Consider the following 17,756-nt stretch of genomic DNA (forward strand, 5'->3'; position numbering starts at 1 on the left):
ATGCGCGGCGTCGCGCGAACGCGCGAAGCGGGCGCGAATTCAGGCCGCATCGAGGAGACGCTCCATGAAGCTTTATTACGCGCCCGGCGCCTGCAGCCTCGCGAGCCATATCGCCCTGATCGAGGCCGGGCTGCCCTTCAAGCTTGAAAAGATCGACCTCAAGACCAAGAAGACTGAGACCGGCGCGAACTTCCTGTCGGTCAATCCGAAGGGCTATGTGCCGGCGCTCGTCCTCGACGACGGCGCCGTGCTCACCGAGAACGTCGCGATTTTGTCCTACATCGGCGCCAAGGCGCCGAAGCTCATGCCGGCGGAAGGGCTCGCGCACTGGCGCGCGCTGGAGATGCTCGCCTTCATCTCGACCGAGGTGCACAAGAGCTTCAAGCCGATCTTCGACCCTTCGGCAGACGAGGCGGCGCGCAAGGCCGCGCAGGCGCGGATCGGCTCGAGGCTGGCTTTTCTGGCTGACGCGATGGGCGGGAATCCCTTCGTCCTCGGCGCGGACCTGAGCGTCGCCGACTGCTATCTGTTCGTCATGCTGAGCTGGGCGCTCGCCAAGGGCGGAATCGACGTTCCGCCGTCGCTGCGCGCCTATCATGAACGGCTCAAGAAGCGCCCGGCCTTCGCCCAGGCGCTGAAGGAGGAAGGGCTCGCCTGAGCGCGCGGGCGCGTCGCGCGTCTTGGACGTGGCCGCATTCGGCGCCTATAAAGGCGCGAACCGGGCGGCGAGCCCGAATCGGGAGACGCCAGCATGTCCAGGGCCATCGTCGTGCAGCCGGGCGGCGGCTTCGACCGCGTCAAGGTCGAGGAGCGCGAGACGCCGCCGCCGCGCGCCGGCGAGATCACCGTGCGCCTGCGTGCGAACTCGCTCAACTATCACGACTACGCCGTCGTCAGCGGCATGTGGGGGCCGGCGGTTCCGCGCATCCCGATGGCCGACGGCGCCGGCGAGGTCGTCGCGGTCGGCGAGGGCGTCGAGGAGCTCGCCGTCGGCGACCATGTGGTCAGCCTGTTCTTCCCGACCTGGGCCGACGGCGCGCCGGAGGTGGTCGGCTTCGCCACGGTTCCGGGCGACGGCGTCGACGGCTACGCGCGGGAGGAGGTCACGGCGCCGGCCGCGGCCTTCACGCGCGCGCCGAAGGGCTGGACCCACGCCGAGGCGGCGACGCTCCCCACCGCGGCGCTCACCGCCTGGCGCGCGCTGTTTTCCGACGACCATGTGAAGCCTGGCGACGTGGTGCTGACGCAGGGGACGGGCGGCGTCTCGATCTTCGCGCTGCAATTCGCCAAGGCGGCGGGCGCGACCGTGATCGCCACCTCCTCGTCCGACGAAAAGCTCGAGCGGCTGAAAGCGCTCGGCGCCGACCATCTCGTCAATTACCGCGCGACCCCGAACTGGGGCGAAGCCGCGCTGAAGCTTACCGGCGGGCGCGGCGTCGATCATGTCGTCGAGGTCGGCGGCCCGGCGACGCTCGAGCAGTCTATGGCCGCGGCGAAGGTCGGCGGCCATGTCTCGGTCATCGGCATCCTAACCGGCGTCGCCGGTCCGATCCCGCTGGTCCCCGCGCTGGTCCGGCAGCTGCGCCTGCAAGGTGTGCTCGTCGGCTCGCGCCGCCATCAGCTCGACATGGTGAAGGCGATCGACGCCAACGGGCTGAAGCCGGTGATCGACAGCCATTTCCCGCTGGAGGAGATCGTCGCCGCCTTCCGCCATCAGGAGTCGAACAGGCATTTCGGCAAGATCTGCCTCGATATCTGAGTCACATGTTGGGGTAGTTCGGGCCGCCGCCGCCTTCGGGCGTCGTCCAGTCGATGTTCTGGGTCGGGTCCTTGATGTCGCAGGTCTTGCAGTGGACGCAGTTCTGCGCGTTGATGCGCAGCGCCGGCGCGCCCGCTTCCTCGACGATCTCGTAGACGCCGGCCGGGCAATAGCGCTGCTCGGGGGCGTCGTAGAGCGGCAGGTTGATCTCGACCGGGACGCGCGGATCCTTGAGCTTCAGGTGGCAGGGCTGGTTCTCTTCATGGTTGGTGTTCGACGCGAACACCGAGGAGAGCCGGTCGAAGGAGACGACGCCGTCGGGCCTGGGGTAGGCGATCGGCTTCGCGTCCCGCGCCGTCTTCAGGCTCAGATGATCGGGCTCGTTCCGCAGCGTCCACGGCGCCTTGCCGCGCAGGACATATGCGTCGAGCGCGCCATAGGCGAGCGCCGGATAAAGCCCCCATTTGAACGCCGGCTTGATGTTGCGCGCGGCCGACAGCTCCTCGAACACCCAGCTCGCCTTCAGCGCGGCCGGATAGTCCGACGCCTCGTCGCCCGCGTCGCCTTCCAGCAGCGCGGCGACGGCCTCGGCCGCCAGCATCGCCGACTTCATCGCCGTGTGCGTGCCCTTGATCTTCGGCACGTTGAGGAAGCCCGCCGCGTCGCCGACGAGAAGGCCGCCGGGAAAGGTGAGCTTCGGGATCGCCTGCAGCCCGCCGGCCGAGATCGCGCGCGCGCCGTAGCAGAGCCGCGCGCCGTCCTCGAACAACGGCCGCACGGAAGGATGCGTCTTGAAGCGCTGGAACTCCTCGAACGGCGAAAGATGCGGGTTCTGGTAGCCGAGCCCGACGACGAAGCCGACGGCGACGAGATCCTCGTCGAGGTGGTAGAGAAACGAGCCGCCGTAGGTCGAGGCGTCGAGCGGCCAGCCGATGGTGTGGACGACGCGGCCGGGACTGTGCTTGTCGCGCGCGACGCGCCAGAGCTCCTTGAGGCCGATCCCGTAAACCTGCGGGCCGCAGTCGCGGCGCAGGTCGAAGCGCTCGAACAGCGTCTTGGTCAGCGAGCCGCGGCAGCCTTCGGCGAAGATCGTCTGGCGGGCGAGGAGCTCGACGCCCGGCGTGAAGTTCGCCGTGCGCGCGCCGTCCTTTCCAACGCCCATGTCGCCGGTGGCGACGCCCCGCACGGCGCCGTTTTCATCGTAAAGGACCTCGGCTGCCGGAAAGCCCGGAAAGATCGAGACGCCGAGCTCCTCGGCCTGCGCCGCCAGCCAGCGGCACAGCTCGCCGAGGCTTATGATGTAATTGCCATGGTTGTTCATGGACGGCGGCGTCGGCAATTCGAGCGCCCGCGTCCTCGTCAGGAAGACGAAATGGTCGTCCTTCGCCGGCGTGCGCAACGGGGCGCCCTTCGCCTTCCAGTCGGGGATCAGCTCGTCGAGCGCGCGCGTCTCGACGACGGCGCCGGACAGGATATGCGCGCCGACTTCCGAGCCTTTCTCGACGACGCAGACCTCGAGGGCGGGAGAAAGCTGCTTCAGCCGGATCGCGGCGGAAAGGCCAGAAGGTCCGGCGCCGACCACGACGACGTCGAAGGGCATCGATTCGCGGCGCGTCGCTTCGGCGTCCATGGGCGCGGGCCTTCGTTAGAGGGGTTCGCGCAGACTTAACGGAGGTCGCGGTCGCGGAGCAAGACGGCTTCGCGGCGCCTCGTCCCGCCGAAAGGCTCGCGCAAACGAAAAAGGCCGGGCGAAAGCCCGACCTCCTCCATCGTCTCCAAGCTTCCCGCGCCAGTACATCCGTGGTCGCGAGGCGAAGACGATGACGTCGATCCACCGGCGCCGCTCGCGGGCGCGCCATAGCCGACAGAGCTTGATATGGGGGCCGGCGGCGCCTGGCGCAAGGGGCGCCGCGCTACGAAAAATCGCGACGCGCTTGCTCGCCGGCCGCCGTTCGCTTGCGCGCGCTTCGCGACGTCGCGCGGCGGGAGGCTTCGGCGGACGGATCGGCGCCGGCGTGCGCGCCCTCATGCTCCAGCAGCCAGCGCTTGCGCTCTATGCCGCTCGCATAGCCGGTCAGGGCGCCGTTCGCCCCCAACACGCGATGGCACGGGACGATGATCGCGACCGGATTGACGTGATTGGCGAAGCCGACGGCGCGCGCCGCTTTCGGATGGCCGACGTCGGCGGCGAGCCGGCCGTAGCTTGTCGTCCGGCCGGCCGGAATTTTGCGCAGCGCGGCCCAGACCTTCCGCTGGAACGGAGCGCCGCCGGCGACCACCGTCAGCGCGTCGAGCGCGCCGATCTCGCCGTCGAAATAGGCCGCGATCGCGCTCGAGGCTTTGGACGGGGCGGTCCCCGGCTCGAGCTCATACGCGCCGAAGCGCTTGCGCAAGCCGTCACGAAGAGAGGCGTCGCCGTCGGAGAAATCAAGCGCGCGCACGGCGCCGTCCTCGTCGGTGACGAGCGAGAGGGGCCCGATCGGCGACGTCAACCGTTCAAGTCGCAGGAGCATCGCTGGCCTCCGTGTCTCGGTGCCGGCAGGCTACGCTTCGGACGGCGCAAAAATCAAGGACGGCTCTGGCGAGTTGATCGTCTCGCGATCCGTCCAGTTAGCCCCGGCGCGTGGTCGAGGCCGCCGCATCGCGCGCTTCGCGCAGGCGCGCGATGCGATAGGCGTCGGGAATCGACAGCGCCCAGACGAACAGGCCGCCGGCGCAACGCCCGATCACGCTGGCGTCTGGCGCTGCGAACTTCGAGGTCAGCCAGGCGAAAAGAACCGTGAAGCAGGCGAAACCGAAGCCGCGTCCGGGCCGCCCCGCCAGCACATGGCCGACGCCGGGCAGGAGAATCGCCGCGGCCAGAACGACGCGGGGGTTTGCGAGATCAAAGCGCAGCGGCATGGCGATGTCCGGAAGAGGAGGGCGCGAGGGCGTCGACGAGGCGTTCGACGCTCGCGATGAACGGCTCGAGTTCGGCCGGAGCCAGCGGAGAGAGCTCGAACCGGTTTTGCCGCAGCAGGAGATAGGCGCCGCGTTCGCCCTGCCGCAACTGTCTCGTGACGCGCAGCCCTTTTGGCGCGACGAGAATTTCCTTGACGCGCGCGTCGGCCAGCATCTCCTCGCCCGGCGCGGCGAGGCGCGCGAGCGTTTCCCGCGCGCGCGCGCTGCGGCCCTTCACAAGCGTGTCCTGCGGCCATTGCGGCGGAACGTCGAGGCGGAGCGGAAAATCGTCGGCCGCGGCGTAGAATTCGACGTTGGCGGCGCGCCGCACGACGTCGAGGGCGCCGAGCGCGGAGAGATCGGCCTCGACGTCGATGGAGAGCCAGAGCTGGGGAAGACGCCGGAAGGCGAGATTGTCGCAAAACGGGACGACGCGAACGGCGCGGCCGCCTCTGCGTCCGCGCAAGGCGCTCCAGCCGTCCGGCTCGACGTGGATCGCGCCGTCCTCGACCAGCGGCAGGCATCGGCAGAGGAGCGCCCGTCGGGCGTTCGAATCGGCTTTGAGGCGTCGCCTGAACCCGGCGAGGACGGAAGGCAGATTCATTGCTCGCGCCTCCGATGCGAAACGGCCCGCGCGGAAGGCGCGGGCCGGAGAGGTCAGTAGCCTTGGGGACGCGGCCACGGCATCGTGAACTGGTCGCCTCTGCGCACATATTTGTAGCGATGCAGGACGAACCAGGCCGAGACGACGATGTAGAAGCTCATCATCGCCAGCAGCTGCGTGCCGTAGCCGAGGTAGACTGCGAAATAGGCGACGCAGCACAGGGTCATCAGGATCAGCGCCGGCAACGGGTGCAGAGGATGCACATAGCCGCGGTCGATGGTCTTCAGCGGCCATTTTTTCCGGAACAGGAAGATGCTGATCGCCATCAGCGTGTAGCCGAGCAGGCCCGACAGGATCGAGAAGGTGATCGTCTGGTCGAGCGGGGTCGACACGGCGAACAGGATCGCGATCGGCACGAAGAAGACGATGGAGCGGTAGGGCGTGCGGTACCTCGGGTGGACCGCGCCGAACCAGATCGGCATGTAGCGGTCGCGGCCCATCGCGAACCACGCGCGGGAGGCGTCGTTGATGCAGCCGTTGGCCGAAGCGAAGGTCGCGAACAGCGTGCCGAAGAACAGGAAGATCTCGAGCGACCTGTTCTGGGTCAGCTTGGCCGCGTCATAGAGCGGGGTGATCGACTGGCCGAGATATTCCCACGGCATCAGCCCCGCGCCGATGTACCAGGTCATGGTCGCGGCGATGAGCAGCGTCATCATTCCGGTCATGGTTCCGAGCGGCAGCGAGCGCGCCGGGGAGCGGACCTCTTCGGCCGCCTGGGTGGTGCCCTCGATGCCGAGATAGAACCAGAGACCGAAATGCAGCGCGGCGAGGATGCCGAGGGTGCCGTAGGGCAGGCCGCTGAGGAGCGAATGCTGGCGCTCGGCGAAGGCCGGCGACCAGGGCTGCAGATAGAAGAACAGCGTGACGATCGATATGAAGGCGATCGCGGTGATGACGAGGTTGAGGGTCAAGGTCGCGAGCACGCCGCGGTAGTTGAACCAGGCGAGGACGACGATGGTCAGCACGATCACCGCCTGCTTGTCGACCGATCCGGCCACCCCGAGGTCGGTCGCGAAGGACTGCAGCAGATCGCCCGCGACGATCGCGTTGGACACCTCCAGCATGGTGTAGGCCATGACCAGATAGAGGCCGACGTTGAAGGCCATCAACGGACCGATGATGTGCTTGGCCTGCGCATATTGACCGCCGGCGGCGGCGACGGTCGAGGTGATCTCCGAATCGATCATCGCGACGCAGGTGTAGAGAATTCCGGCGAGCCAGCAGGCGGTGAGCGCGGCCACGGCGCCGCCCTTGCCGACGGCGAAATTCCAGCCCATGAACTCGCCGACGAGGACGATGCCGACGCCGAGCGCCCAGACGTGGCCGGGGCCGAGCACGCGCGACAGGGCGACTTTCGCGCCCTGCTCCTTCGGCGCGACGGCCGGCGCGCTGGTGGATGAGACGGGACTGTTCACAGGAGCCCCTCCGCCTTCTCGGCATCTTCGGTGTCGATGATGTCGCCTTCATGCGAGGAAAGCAGATAGTCCTCGCTGTAGCTGCGGTTGACCTTGATCAGGTCGAACAGCATCCACGCGGCGAGCAGCGCAGCCGCCGCCCACGCCGCGATGTTGAACACTTGAATCACTGGCGATTCTCCCAATTCTTATTGGCTTGCTCTTTCGTCGCGCGCCGGCTTCAGCCGCGTTTCGGGCCGAAACGTTCGGCGATCACGTCCTTGTACTGACGGTTCGAGATCGCGATCAGAGCCACGAAATAGGCGATGACGACGGCGAACGAGAAGGCGAGCGTGCCCCAGTTGATGACGTAGTCGAATCGCGCCGCGATGATCGGGGCGGCGGTTTCAGGCGTGAAGCCGAGCTTCTCCCACTGGCCCGCGGTCACCGCGTTCTGGCCGAGGGTCGACCAGCTCGAGGCGTCGACTTTCTCCTGCACGACGCCGCCGCCGGCGAGCCCGAGCAGCAGGGGCAGATAGAGCGTGACGATGACGAGCGCCATCATGAGCAGCGCGTCGAAGATCTGGCCGGCGGCCGATTGCTTGGGGGGTTCGTAAGCCATCACTTGGCTCCCTTGCGTTGAGCGCGCAGCAGATCGAGGTAATAGAGGTCGCGGCTATAGATCGCCGCCCGGTCTTCGCTGTAGTGCGTGATCATCGCGATGATGGCGGCGAGGTTGAGCAGGAGCACGCACAGCGCGAGCGCGCCCGTGAGCCACTGTATGCCGAGGTCGGAGAAGACGCCGGACATCGAGTAGTACACGAAGGCGTAGAGCAGCCACACTGCGGTGACGGCGCCGAGCGCGCCGATGACGTCGCGTCGGAACATGCGGTCGACCCGGGGGTCGGAATGGGACATTTTCCTCTCCACTTCCCTTTAGGAATAGTTTTTTCGTTGGACGAAAGCTCGCCGTTATGCGACAATTTGTCAAGCTCGAATCCGCGGCAGGTTGACCAGGGTTTATTTTTTGGCGTCCGGCGCGGCGGAAAAATTTTTCGAGGATACGTCAAATTCGGCTTGATGTTTCCTATTAAGACGTATATTTTCCTTTGAAGAAACGCAGCAACCGAGGAGACACCCGCCCATGTGCGGCATAGTGGGACTGTTCCTGAAGGATCCGGCGCTCGAGCCCGAGCTTGGCAAGCATCTTTCCGTGATGCTCGAGACCATGACGGCGCGCGGCCCCGACAGCGCCGGCTTCGCGATCTACGGCGCGGGCGCCCCGGACAAGGTCAAGATCACCCTCCGCGGGCCGGAAGGCTTCGACGGGGAAGCGTTCAAGAAGGCCCTCTCCAAGGACCTCGGCTCGAAGATTGACGTCGTCGCCCGCGGCACTCACTTCATCGTGACCGTTCCCAACGTCGAGCAGGAGGCGGCGATCGCCGCCGTCAAGCGCGTCGCGCCGGAGCTGGCCGTGAGCTCGATCGGCTCGCACATGGAGCTTTACAAGGAGGTCGGGCTGCCGGCGGACGTGTCCGAGCGCTTCGGGCTCCCCGGGCTCGCCGGAAGCCACGGCATCGGCCACACCCGCATGGCGACGGAGTCGACCGTCACGGTCGCCGGCGCGCATCCCTTCTCGACCGGCAAGGACCAGTGCCTGGTGCACAACGGCTCGCTGTCGAACCACAACGCGGTTCGCCGCCAGCTGATCCGCGAGGGCATGACCTTCGCCAGCGAGAACGACAGCGAGGTCGCCGCGGGCTATCTGTCCTGGCGGCTCGCCAAGGGCGACAACCTTGGCCATGCGCTCGAAGCCTCGCTGCAGGACCTCGACGGCTTCTTCACCTTCGTGGTCGGCACCGAGGCCGGCTTCGGCGTGCTGCGCGATCCGATCGGCTGCAAGCACGCGGTGATGGCGGAAACCGACCGCTACGTCGCCTTCGGCACCGAGTACCGCGCGCTCAGCGCCCTGCCCGACATCGAGAAAGCGCGCATTTTCGAACCCGAGCCCGCCACAGTCTATTTCTGGGACCGCGCCGCATGACCACCGCCATTTCAGCCAAGACCGTAGACCTCGCCAAGGGCTCCGTGCGTGAGCTCAACGAGGCCCTCCACGCCCCGACGCTCGCCGCCAACTCGTGGCGTGTGGTCAATCCGCGCGGCATCCACAACATCGCCGCCGGCGTCGACGCCGACGTGACCATCGAGATCGACGGCGACGTCGGCTACTACTGCGCCGGCATGAACAAGCGCGCCACCGTCGTCGTCAACGGCAGCGCCGGCATCGGCCTCGGCGAGAATATGATGTCGGGCCGCATCTACGTGAAGGGCGACGCCAGCGAGGCCGTCGGCGCCACGGCGCATGGCGGGACGATCGTCATCGAGGGCAACGCCTCCGGGCGCTGCGGCATCTCGATGAAGGGCGTCGACATCATCGTCAAGGGCTCGATCGGGCCGATGTCCGCCTTCATGGCCCAGGCTGGCTCGCTGATCGTGTTCGGCGACGCGGGCGACGCGCTCGGCGACTCGATCTACGAGACCAAGATCTACGTGCGCGGCAAGGTGAAGAGCCTCGGCGCGGACTGCGTCGAGAAGCCGATGGACGACGCCGAGCGCGCCGAACTCGCCGCCAAGCTGAAGCAGGCCGGCGTCGCCGACGAAGTCGACGTCAAGGAGTTCAAGCGCTACGGCTCCGGCCGCACCCTCTATCATTTCCACGTCGACAACGCGGGAGCCTATTGATGAACGACCAAGTCCGCATCCCGCGCACGCTGCCGCGCTTCTCGGCGACCTTCGATCCGCAGACCATGTCGGAGATCCGCCGCGCGGCCGCGACGGGCATCTACGACATCCGCGGCGGCGGCGCCAAGCGCAAGGTGCCGCATTTCGACGACCTCCTGTTCCTCGGCGCCTCGATCTCGCGCTATCCGCTCGAGGGCTACCGCGAGCGCTGCGGCACCAACGTCACGCTCGGCACGCGCTTCGCGAAGAAGCCGATCGAGCTGAAGATTCCGATCACCATCGCCGGCATGAGCTTCGGCTCGCTGTCGGCGCAGGCCAAGGAGTCGCTCGGCCGCGGCGCTTCCGCCGTCGGCACCTCGACGACGACCGGCGACGGCGGCATGACGCCGGAGGAGCGCGGCCATTCGTCGATCCTCGTCTATCAGTACCTGCCCTCGCGCTACGGCATGAACCCGGACGATCTGCGCAAGGCCGACGCCATCGAGGTCGTGGTCGGGCAGGGCGCCAAGCCCGGCGGCGGCGGCATGCTGCTCGGCCAGAAGATCTCTCCGCGCGTCGCCAAGATGCGGACGCTGCCGGAAGGCATCGACCAACGTTCGGCCTGCCGCCACCCCGACTGGACCGGGCCCGACGACCTCGAGATCAAGATCGAGGAGCTGCGCGAGCTCACGGATTGGCAGAAGCCGATCTATGTGAAGATCGGCGCGACGCGGCCCTATTACGACGCCGCTCTGGCGGTGAAGGCCGGCGCCGACGTCATCGTGCTCGACGGCATGCAGGGCGGCACCGCCGCGACGCAGGAAGTGTTCATCGAGCACGTCGGCATTCCGATCCTCGCGGCGATCAGGCCGGCGGTTCGGGCGCTGCAGGACCTCGGCATGCACCGCAAGGTCCAGCTCATCGTCTCGGGCGGCATCCGCAACGGCGCGGACGTCGCCAAGGCGCTGGCGCTCGGCGCCGACGCGGTGGCGATCGGAACCGCGGCGCTCGTCGCGCTCGGCGACAACGACCCGCATCTCGAAGCCGAATATCAGAAGCTCGGCACCACCGCCGGCGCTTATGACGACTGGCACGAGGGGCTTGATCCGGCCGGCATCACGACGCAAAATCCCGAGCTCGCCAAGCGGCTCGATCCCGTCGCCGCCGGACGGCGTCTCGCCAACTATCTGTCGGTGCTGACGCTCGAGGCCCAGACCATCGCGCGCGCCTGCGGCAAGAGCCACGTCCACAACCTCGAGCCGGAAGATCTCGTCGCCCTGACGGTGGAGTCCGCCGCGATGGCCGGCGTGCCGCTCGCCGGGACGAGCTGGGTTCCGGGTTCCGAGAAAAAATAAGCAGGCCGATCTAAGGACATAAAAAAGGCGCCGCGAAGCGACGGCGATTGGAAAAGGGCGGAATACATATGTCTACCAAACTTTCTGAAGTCGCCAAGGAGCGCGGCATCAAGAACTTCCTGGTGTCCTACACGGACCTGTTCGGCAACATGCGCGCCAAGCTCGTGCCGGCGCGCGCGATCGACAAGATGGCCAGGGACGGAGCCGGCTTCGCCGGCTTCGCCACCTGGCTCGACATGACGCCGGCCATGCCGGATCTGTTCGCGGTGCCGGACCCTGACAGCCTGATCCAGCTGCCATGGAAGCGGGAGGTCGGCTGGCTCGCCGCCGACCTCTACATGGACGGCAAGCCGGTCGAGCAGGGGCCGCGCAATCTCCTGAAGAAGCTGATCGCCGAACTTGGCGAGCTCGGCTACGAGATGCGGGCCGGCGTGGAGTGCGAGTTCTTCCTGCTCAATCCCGACGGCTCCGCCATCGCCGACGGCAACGACACCCAGACCAAGTCCTGCTACGACCAGCTCGCGCTGATGCGCCGCTACGACGTCATCACCGAGATCTCCGAGGCGATGGACGAGCTCGGCTGGAAGCCCTACCAGAGCGACCATGAGGACGCCAACGGCCAGTTCGAGATGAACTGGGAGTATGACGAGGCGCTGAAGACCGCCGACCGTCACGCCTTCTTCAAGTACATGGTGAAGTCGCTCGCCGAAAAGTACGGCATGCGCGCGACGTTCATGCCGAAGCCCTTCCTTTCGCTGACCGGCTCCGGCTGCCACTCCCACGTCTCGCTCTGGCGCGGCGACGACAATGTGTTCGAGGACGAGAAGGGCGAGCTCGGCGTGTCGGAGCTCGGCTACCGCTTCCTCGGCGGGCTCATGGCCCATTCCGACGCCCTGTGCGCGCTGACCAACCCGACGGTCAACTCCTACAAGCGTCTCAGCGCGCCGCGCACCACGTCCGGCGCGACCTGGGCGCCGGCCTCGATCACCTACACCGGCAACAACCGGACGCACATGATCCGCATCCCCGACGGCGGGCGGTTCGAGTTCCGCCTCGCCGACGGCGCGGCCAACCCCTACCTGCTGCAGGCGGCCGTCCTCGTCGCCGGCCTCGACGGGCTGAAGACCAACAGGCACCCCGGCGAGCGTTCGGACTTCGACATGTACGCCGAGCCGCACAAGTGCAACGGCTCCGCGAAGAAGCTGCCGCAGAACCTGCTCGACGCGCTGCGCCTGCTCGAGGGCTCCGAAGTCGTCAAGCAGGGCCTGGGCGAAGCCTTCGTATCCTCCTACGTCAAGCTGAAGCATCAGGAGTGGCAGGAGTACACCCGCCACCTCACGGAGTGGGAGCGCGAGCGCACGCTCGACTGCTAGGACGCCGATCCTGGGGCTCGCGAGACCTTGCGCGCGAGCCGCGACGACAAGCTGGGGCGGACTCCGGGCCTGACGCGGCCGGGGCGCCCGCTCCGGTCCCTGCGCGCCTCCGGCGCGTTTCCCAGGATCCAAACCGGCGCAGGGGCCGCGCGTCGCGCGGCTCCTCGCGAAGGATGACTCATGACTTTCTCCGGCTTCGAGATCTTCAAGAAGACGCTGGGCGGCGGAACGGGATGGGGTCCGCACTGGCGCAAGGCGGAGCCCAAGGCCGCCTATGACGTCGTCATCGTCGGCGGCGGCGGCCACGGCCTCGCCACCGCGCACTACCTCGCCAAGGAGCACGGCGTCGCCAACGTCGCCGTGATCGAGAAGGGGTGGATCGGCGGCGGCAACATGGGCCGCAACACCACCATCATCCGCTCCAACTACCTGCTGCCGGGCAACATCCCCTTTTACGAGCTTGGCATGAAGCTCTGGGAAGGGCTCGAGCAGGACCTCAACTACAACGCGATGGTGTCGCAGCGCGGCGTCCTCAATCTGTGCCACACCGACGCCCAGCGCGACGCCTTCGCGCGGCGCGGCAACGCGATGCGCCTGCACGGGGTCGACGCCGAGCTTCTCGACCTTGATGCGGTCAAGGCGATGACGCCCTACCTCGATTTCGACAACGCCCGCTTCCCCGTCGTCGGCGGCCTCCTGCAACGACGCGGCGGCACGGCGCGCCATGACGCGGTCGCCTGGGGCTACGCCCGCGCGGCCGACAGGCGCGGCGTCGACGTCATCGAGAATTGCGAGGTCGTCGGCCTGCGCCAGGAGAACGGCCGCATCGTCGGCGTCGAGACGACCAAGGGCTTCGTCAAGGCCGGCAAGGTCGCCCTTTCGGTCGCCGGCAATTCGTCGCGCGTCGCGGCGCTCGCCGGCATGCGGCTGCCGATCGAGACCCACGTGCTTCAGGCCTTCGTCACCGAAAGCCTGAAGCCGGTGATCGACTGCGTCGTCACCTTCGGCGCCGGGCATTTCTATATTTCACAATCGGACAAGGGCAGCCTCGTCTTCGGCGGCGACCTTGATCCATTCCCGTCCTGCGCGCAGCGCGGCAGCCTTTCGGTCTTCTGCGACGTCGCCGAGAACGCGATGGCGGTCATGCCGATGCTCGGGCGCCTGCGCATCCTGCGCTCATGGGGCGGCCTCATGGACATGTCGATGGACGGCTCGCCGATCATCGACCGCACGCCGGTCGACGGCCTGTTCTTCAACGGCGGCTGGTGCTACGGCGGCTTCAAGGCGACGCCGGCGGCGGGCTTCTGCTTCGCCCATCTCATCGCCAAGGGCGAGCCTCACCCGGCCGCCGCCGCCTATCGCCTCGACCGCTTCGCGACCGGGCGCGTCATCGACGAAAAGGGCATGGGCCCTTCGCCCAATCTGCACTGATCCCCCCGCGGGCGCACGCCGGGAAGGCTTCAAGAATGCTCATCAACTGTCCCTATTGCGGGCCGCGCGACCTTGGCGAGTTCTTCGTCGCCGGCGAGGCGCGGCCGCGGCCGCAGGCGAACGTGGAGGACCTCGACGCGGAGGCCACGCGCGCCGCCTGCGCCGAGGCGCTCTACCTGCGCGAGGATCCCGCCGGCTCGCATGTCGAGCATTGGTTTCACGCGTCGGGCTGCCAGAGCTGGCTGACGCTGCGGCGCGACACGCGCACTCATGAAATCTTCTCCGTGACGCTCGCCTCGCAAAAGGAGAACGCGCCATGAGCGGCTTCAGGCTGCGGGACGGCGGCGTCGTCGATCGTTCGCGTCCGCTGAAATTCAGGTTCGACGGCAAGTCCTATTCCGGCTACGCCGGCGACACCCTCGCCTCGGCGCTGCTCGCCTCGGGCGTGCGTCTGTTCGGCCGCTCGTTCAAATACCATCGGCCGCGCGGCGTCCTGTCGGCGGGCCACGACGAACCGAACGCGCTCGTCGAGCTGCGGGAGGGCGCGCGCCGCGAGCCGAACGTCAAGGCGACGACCATCGAGCTCTACGACGGCCTCGTCGCGTCGAGCCAGAACCGCTGGCCCTCGCTCGCCTTCGACGCGTTGGCGGTCAACGGCCTGATGAAGCCGTTCTTTTCCGCCGGCTTTTACTACAAGACCTTCATGTGGCCGGCCTCCTTCTGGGAGAAGGTTTACGAGCCGGCGATCCGCCGCGCCGCGGGCCTTGGCCGCGCCAGCGGCGTCGAGGACCCGGACAGCTACGAGCGCTCGAACGCCTTCTGCGACCTTCTCGTCGTCGGCGGCGGCCCCGCGGGGCTTTCCGCCGCCCTCGCCGCCGGCCGCGCCGGCGCCAAGGTCATCCTGTGCGAGGACGAGCCGACGCTCGGCGGGCGCCTTCTGAGCGACCAGGACACGATCGACGGCGCGCCCGGCGCGCGCTGGGCGAGCGCCGCGGCGGCCGAGCTCGCCTCGCTGCGCAACGTCCGTGTCCTGACGAGGACCAACGTCGTCGCCTCGTTCGACGGCGGCAGCTTCGCCGCGCTCGAGCGAGTTTGCGATCATCTGCCCGAGCCGCGGCCGTTCACGCCGCGCCAGCGCTTCTGGCGCATCGTGGCGAAGCGCGCCATCCTGGCGGCCGGCGCGATCGAGCGGCCGCTGCCGTTCCCCGACAACGACCGCCCGGGAATCATGCTGTCCTCGGCGCTGCGGACGTATCTCAACCGCTTCGCCGTCGCCGCCGGAAAGTCCGTCGCGGTCTACACGACGACCGACGACGGCTGGCTGACCGCGCGCGCCCTGATCGGCGCCGGCCTGGCGCCCGTGGCCGTGATCGACGCCCGTCGCGAGGCGCCGGCCGCCTTCGCGGACGTCGCCAAGGCCGTTCCGACGATCCTTGGCGGCGCGGTGGTCGCGACGGAAGGCGCGAAGGGCCTCAAGGCGATCACGGTCGAGAGCGCCGCGGGAAGCCGGCGCCTCGAGGTCGACGCCCTCGCCATGTCGGGCGGCTTCAATCCGGCGATCCAGCTCGCGAGCCATTTCGGCGGCCGCCCCGCCTGGTCGCAGGAAATCCATTCCTTCGTCGCGGGCGCCGTGAAGGCCGGCCTCGAGCCGGTCGGCGCCGCCGCCGGAACCTTTGCGCTCGGGGAAATTCTGGAGCAGGGCGCCAAGGCGGGCGCAAGCGTCGCGCAGGATCTCGGCTTTTCGGGCAAGACCGGCGCGATCGCCTCCGCCGCGCCGACGGCGACCGGCCTCGCGCCGGCCTGGTGGCGCCCGACGCCGGCCAAGGACGCGAAAGTGTTCCTCGACTTCCAGCACGACGTGGCGGCCTCCGACGTCACGCTCTCCTACCGGGAGGGCTATCGCTCGGTCGAGCACCTGAAGCGCTACACCACGCTCGGCATGGCGACGGACCAGGGGCGCACCTCCAATCTCGACGCGCTCGCAGTCATGGCGCAACTGACCGGCAAGTCGATTCCGGAAACCGGCGTCACGCTCGCCCGCCCGCCGGTGGCGCCGGTGGCGCTCGGCGCGGTCGGCGGCGACCATCGCCGCAAGGCCTTCCGTCCGACGCGCGAGACGCCCATCCACGCGATCGCGCTCAAGGCCGGCTCGAGCTTTCTCGACGCCGGGCAATGGAAGCGGCCGCAATATTTCCCGGCGAGCAAGGAAGAAACGCTCGCCGAAGCCGCGATCCGCGAGGTGACGGCCGTGCGCTCGCACGTCGGCGTCACCGACGTGTCGACGCTCGGCAAGATCGAGGTCGAGGGCCCTGACGCCGGCGCCTTCCTCGACAGGGTGTGCGCCGTGCGTCCCTCGGCCATCAAGGTCGGGCGCTGCAGCTATCTCATCATGCTGCGCGAGGACGGCTTCCTCATGGACGACGGCATGATCGCGCGTTACGCGCAGGACCGCTACGTCGTCTACACCTCGACGGCGCACGCCGCCCAGGCGTACCGCCACATGCAGTACTGCCGGCAGGCGCTGTGGCCGGAGCTCGACGCGAATCTGACCGCCGTGACCGACGTCTGGGCCCAGTTCGCGGTCGCCGGTCCGAAGTCGCCGCTGCTCATGCAGGCGCTCGTCGACGCTCCGGCGACGATCACCCGCACGACCTTCCCGCCCATGACGGCGGCAGAGCTGACGATCTGCGACGGCGTGCCGGCGCGTCTGTGCGCATTGTCCTTCTCGGGCGAGCGGGCCTTCGAGCTCGCCGTTCCGGCGGGCTATGGCGCGGCGCTGTTCGAGCGCATCCTCGAGCTCGGCGCCGGCTATGGCGTCACGCCCTACGGCAGCGAGGCGATGGGCGTCATGCGCATCGAGAAGGGCCATCCCGCCGGCGGCGAGATCAACGGCCAGACGAGCCCGTACGATCTCGGCTTCGCGCGCGCGCTGGCCAAGAACAAGGACCATGTCGGCCGCGTGCTGTCGCAGCGTCCGGCGCTCGTCGATCCGGCGCGGCCGCGCCTCGTCGGCGTCGCGCCGCTCGATCCGACGCATCGGGTGCGCGCCGGCGCCCATGTCGTGCCGGTCGACGCGGCGCTGTCGGCGGAGAACGACCACGGCTGGCTGAGCTCGGCCTGCTATTCGCCGACGGTCGAATCCTGGATCGGCCTCGCCATGGTTTCCCGCGGCCCCGAGCGCATCGGCGAGGAAGTCCGCATCTTCGATCCGGTGCGCGGCGACGACTACCGTGCGAAGATCGTCTCGTCCTGCTTCTATGATCCCAATGGGGAGCGCACCCGTGGCTGACGTTTCGACCCTTTCCCGTCCGCTCGCGCGGGAGGTTGCGCCGCATTACTATCACGCCGGACGCAGAGGTCCGCAGGTCGGGGCGCCCGGCGTGACGCTGTCCTTCGTGTCGCAGGAGGATCGCTTCAACGTCGAGGCGCGGCGCGGCCGCGGCCAGGAGCTTCTGGCCGCGCTCGCCGCAGCGTTCGGGCGCGCGCCCGTCGACGCCCCGCGCACGGTCTCGGCCGGCGGCTTCGACTTTGTCGGCATCGGTCCGATGCGCTGGCACGCGATCTCGCGCGGGCCGGGCGCCGAGGAGCGTCGCGCCGCGCTCACAGCCGCGGCTCGCGACGCGGCGACCGTCGTCGACCTCTCGCATGGCTTCGCCGCGTTCCGCCTCTCGGGGCCGAACGCCCGCGAGGCGCTCGCCTCCTTCGTTCCGGTCGACCTCGACGAGGCGAGCTTCCCGCCCGGAGCCTGCGCCATGACCATGGCGCATATGATGAGCGTTCAGATCCGCCGCACGCCTGACGGCGCGGCCTATGAATGCGCCGTGGCGCGCAGCTTCGGCGGCAGCCTGCTGCACGCCCTGACCAGCACCTGCGAGCGCTTCGGCCTCGAGATCGAGCCGCCGCGCTGAGGCTTTCAACGCCGGATCTTCAGGAAGATGCAACGCGGAAGCGACGGCGCGGCGAGCGCCGCCCTATGTTGACAAGCCAGATGCTCAGGCGAAGCGGCGCTGGTAAGGTTTCGCGACGGCGGTCTGGACGGATCGCCGTCGCTTGTCCAGGCGCGACGTAATTTCGCCGAATGCGGCGCCTGTGATTCCCCGCGTCGCAAAAATATCCACC

At 68.3% G+C, this 17,756-nt stretch carries 18 protein-coding genes; 10 read left to right on the plus strand and 8 right to left on the minus strand.

What is annotated here, in order from left to right:
• The first annotated feature begins 64 nt into the window (after positions 1-64).
• A complete protein-coding gene (gstA, locus tag ACE3OG_RS13495) occupies positions 65-658 on the plus strand; it encodes a glutathione transferase GstA (RefSeq protein WP_374309491.1) in 594 nt (197 codons plus the stop codon).
• Positions 659-751: 93 nt separating this feature from the next.
• Positions 752-1,759, plus strand: a complete 1,008-nt coding sequence (locus ACE3OG_RS13500) for an NAD(P)-dependent alcohol dehydrogenase (RefSeq protein WP_374309493.1) — start codon at positions 752-754, stop codon at positions 1,757-1,759.
• Position 1,760: 1 nt separating this feature from the next.
• On the opposite strand, the gene ACE3OG_RS13505 is transcribed toward ACE3OG_RS13500, so the two are convergent.
• The 8 genes from ACE3OG_RS13505 to ACE3OG_RS13540 form a co-directional block, all read right to left on the minus strand.
• On the minus strand, positions 1,761-3,389 hold the full coding sequence (locus ACE3OG_RS13505; protein WP_374309495.1) for an electron transfer flavoprotein-ubiquinone oxidoreductase: 1,629 nt from the start codon (positions 3,387-3,389) through the stop codon (positions 1,761-1,763).
• A 283-nt stretch (positions 3,390-3,672) separates the two neighbouring features.
• Entirely contained in the window at positions 3,673-4,272 is a 600-nt protein-coding gene (locus ACE3OG_RS13510; protein WP_374309497.1) for a methylated-DNA--[protein]-cysteine S-methyltransferase, read from the minus strand.
• Positions 4,273-4,369: 97 nt separating this feature from the next.
• Entirely contained in the window at positions 4,370-4,660 is a 291-nt protein-coding gene (locus tag ACE3OG_RS13515; RefSeq protein WP_374309499.1) for a hypothetical protein, read from the minus strand.
• Positions 4,644-5,303, minus strand: coding sequence for a hypothetical protein (locus ACE3OG_RS13520; protein ID WP_374309501.1), 660 nt, complete (start codon positions 5,301-5,303; stop codon positions 4,644-4,646). The genes ACE3OG_RS13515 and ACE3OG_RS13520 overlap by 17 nt, the downstream gene beginning before the upstream one ends.
• Before the next feature lie 53 nt (positions 5,304-5,356).
• A complete protein-coding gene (locus ACE3OG_RS13525; RefSeq protein WP_374309503.1) occupies positions 5,357-6,778 on the minus strand; it encodes an APC family permease in 1,422 nt (473 codons plus the stop codon).
• A complete protein-coding gene (locus tag ACE3OG_RS13530) occupies positions 6,775-6,948 on the minus strand; it encodes a hypothetical protein (protein ID WP_374309505.1) in 174 nt (57 codons plus the stop codon). Before ACE3OG_RS13530 ends, ACE3OG_RS13525 begins: the two co-directional genes overlap by 4 nt.
• Positions 6,949-6,998: 50 nt before the next feature.
• Entirely contained in the window at positions 6,999-7,379 is a 381-nt protein-coding gene (locus tag ACE3OG_RS13535; RefSeq protein ID WP_374309507.1) for a hypothetical protein, read from the minus strand.
• Positions 7,379-7,675, minus strand: coding sequence for a hypothetical protein (locus tag ACE3OG_RS13540; RefSeq protein ID WP_374309509.1), 297 nt, complete (start codon positions 7,673-7,675; stop codon positions 7,379-7,381). Before ACE3OG_RS13540 ends, ACE3OG_RS13535 begins: the two co-directional genes overlap by 1 nt.
• 226 nt (positions 7,676-7,901) lie before the next feature.
• Here ACE3OG_RS13540 and ACE3OG_RS13545 point away from each other — a divergent pair, with 226 nt between their 5' ends.
• From ACE3OG_RS13545 to ACE3OG_RS13580, 8 genes are all read left to right on the plus strand, one after another.
• Positions 7,902-8,801 carry a glutamine amidotransferase gene (locus ACE3OG_RS13545; protein ID WP_374309511.1) on the plus strand — a complete coding sequence of 300 codons (900 nt, stop codon included), beginning with the start codon at positions 7,902-7,904 and terminating at the stop codon, positions 8,799-8,801.
• Positions 8,798-9,499 carry a protein glxC gene (locus tag ACE3OG_RS13550; protein ID WP_374309513.1) on the plus strand — a complete coding sequence of 234 codons (702 nt, stop codon included), beginning with the start codon at positions 8,798-8,800 and terminating at the stop codon, positions 9,497-9,499. The genes ACE3OG_RS13545 and ACE3OG_RS13550 overlap by 4 nt, the downstream gene beginning before the upstream one ends.
• Positions 9,499-10,833: an FMN-binding glutamate synthase family protein gene (locus ACE3OG_RS13555; RefSeq protein WP_374309515.1), complete on the plus strand. Its 1,335-nt coding sequence runs from the start codon at positions 9,499-9,501 to the stop codon at positions 10,831-10,833. The genes ACE3OG_RS13550 and ACE3OG_RS13555 overlap by 1 nt, the downstream gene beginning before the upstream one ends.
• Before the next feature lie 68 nt (positions 10,834-10,901).
• Entirely contained in the window at positions 10,902-12,206 is a 1,305-nt protein-coding gene (gene glnT / locus ACE3OG_RS13560; protein WP_374309517.1) for a type III glutamate--ammonia ligase, read from the plus strand.
• Positions 12,207-12,386: 180 nt separating this feature from the next.
• Positions 12,387-13,637, plus strand: coding sequence for a sarcosine oxidase subunit beta family protein (locus tag ACE3OG_RS13565; RefSeq protein ID WP_374309519.1), 1,251 nt, complete (start codon positions 12,387-12,389; stop codon positions 13,635-13,637).
• A gap of 35 nt (positions 13,638-13,672) precedes the next feature.
• Positions 13,673-13,957, plus strand: coding sequence for a sarcosine oxidase subunit delta (locus ACE3OG_RS13570; protein ID WP_374309521.1), 285 nt, complete (start codon positions 13,673-13,675; stop codon positions 13,955-13,957).
• Positions 13,954-16,926: a sarcosine oxidase subunit alpha family protein gene (locus tag ACE3OG_RS13575; protein WP_374309523.1), complete on the plus strand. Its 2,973-nt coding sequence runs from the start codon at positions 13,954-13,956 to the stop codon at positions 16,924-16,926. Before ACE3OG_RS13570 ends, ACE3OG_RS13575 begins: the two co-directional genes overlap by 4 nt.
• Entirely contained in the window at positions 16,919-17,545 is a 627-nt protein-coding gene (locus ACE3OG_RS13580; protein WP_374309525.1) for a sarcosine oxidase subunit gamma, read from the plus strand. The genes ACE3OG_RS13575 and ACE3OG_RS13580 overlap by 8 nt, the downstream gene beginning before the upstream one ends.
• Positions 17,546-17,756: the final 211 nt, after the last annotated feature.

The organism is Methylocella sp., assembly GCF_041905455.1.
Taxonomy (GTDB): Bacteria; Pseudomonadota; Alphaproteobacteria; order Rhizobiales; family Beijerinckiaceae; genus Methylocapsa.

What these genes read in the sequence shown, in the direction of transcription:
- gstA (WP_374309491.1), top strand. Translation starts at nt 65, where the DNA reads ATGAAGCTTTATTACGCGCCCGGCGCCTGCAGCCTCGCGAGCCATATC.
- ACE3OG_RS13500 (WP_374309493.1), top strand. Translation starts at nt 752, where the DNA reads ATGTCCAGGGCCATCGTCGTGCAGCCGGGCGGCGGCTTCGACCGCGTC.
- ACE3OG_RS13505 (WP_374309495.1), bottom strand. Translation starts at nt 3,389, where the DNA reads ATGGACGCCGAAGCGACGCGCCGCGAATCGATGCCCTTCGACGTCGTC.
- ACE3OG_RS13510 (WP_374309497.1), bottom strand. Translation starts at nt 4,272, where the DNA reads ATGCTCCTGCGACTTGAACGGTTGACGTCGCCGATCGGGCCCCTCTCG.
- ACE3OG_RS13515 (WP_374309499.1), bottom strand. Translation starts at nt 4,660, where the DNA reads ATGCCGCTGCGCTTTGATCTCGCAAACCCCCGCGTCGTTCTGGCCGCG.
- ACE3OG_RS13520 (WP_374309501.1), bottom strand. Translation starts at nt 5,303, where the DNA reads ATGAATCTGCCTTCCGTCCTCGCCGGGTTCAGGCGACGCCTCAAAGCC.
- ACE3OG_RS13535 (WP_374309507.1), bottom strand. Translation starts at nt 7,379, where the DNA reads ATGGCTTACGAACCCCCCAAGCAATCGGCCGCCGGCCAGATCTTCGAC.
- ACE3OG_RS13540 (WP_374309509.1), bottom strand. Translation starts at nt 7,675, where the DNA reads ATGTCCCATTCCGACCCCCGGGTCGACCGCATGTTCCGACGCGACGTC.
- ACE3OG_RS13545 (WP_374309511.1), top strand. Translation starts at nt 7,902, where the DNA reads ATGTGCGGCATAGTGGGACTGTTCCTGAAGGATCCGGCGCTCGAGCCC.
- ACE3OG_RS13550 (WP_374309513.1), top strand. Translation starts at nt 8,798, where the DNA reads ATGACCACCGCCATTTCAGCCAAGACCGTAGACCTCGCCAAGGGCTCC.
- ACE3OG_RS13555 (WP_374309515.1), top strand. Translation starts at nt 9,499, where the DNA reads ATGAACGACCAAGTCCGCATCCCGCGCACGCTGCCGCGCTTCTCGGCG.
- glnT (WP_374309517.1), top strand. Translation starts at nt 10,902, where the DNA reads ATGTCTACCAAACTTTCTGAAGTCGCCAAGGAGCGCGGCATCAAGAAC.
- ACE3OG_RS13565 (WP_374309519.1), top strand. Translation starts at nt 12,387, where the DNA reads ATGACTTTCTCCGGCTTCGAGATCTTCAAGAAGACGCTGGGCGGCGGA.
- ACE3OG_RS13570 (WP_374309521.1), top strand. Translation starts at nt 13,673, where the DNA reads ATGCTCATCAACTGTCCCTATTGCGGGCCGCGCGACCTTGGCGAGTTC.
- ACE3OG_RS13575 (WP_374309523.1), top strand. Translation starts at nt 13,954, where the DNA reads ATGAGCGGCTTCAGGCTGCGGGACGGCGGCGTCGTCGATCGTTCGCGT.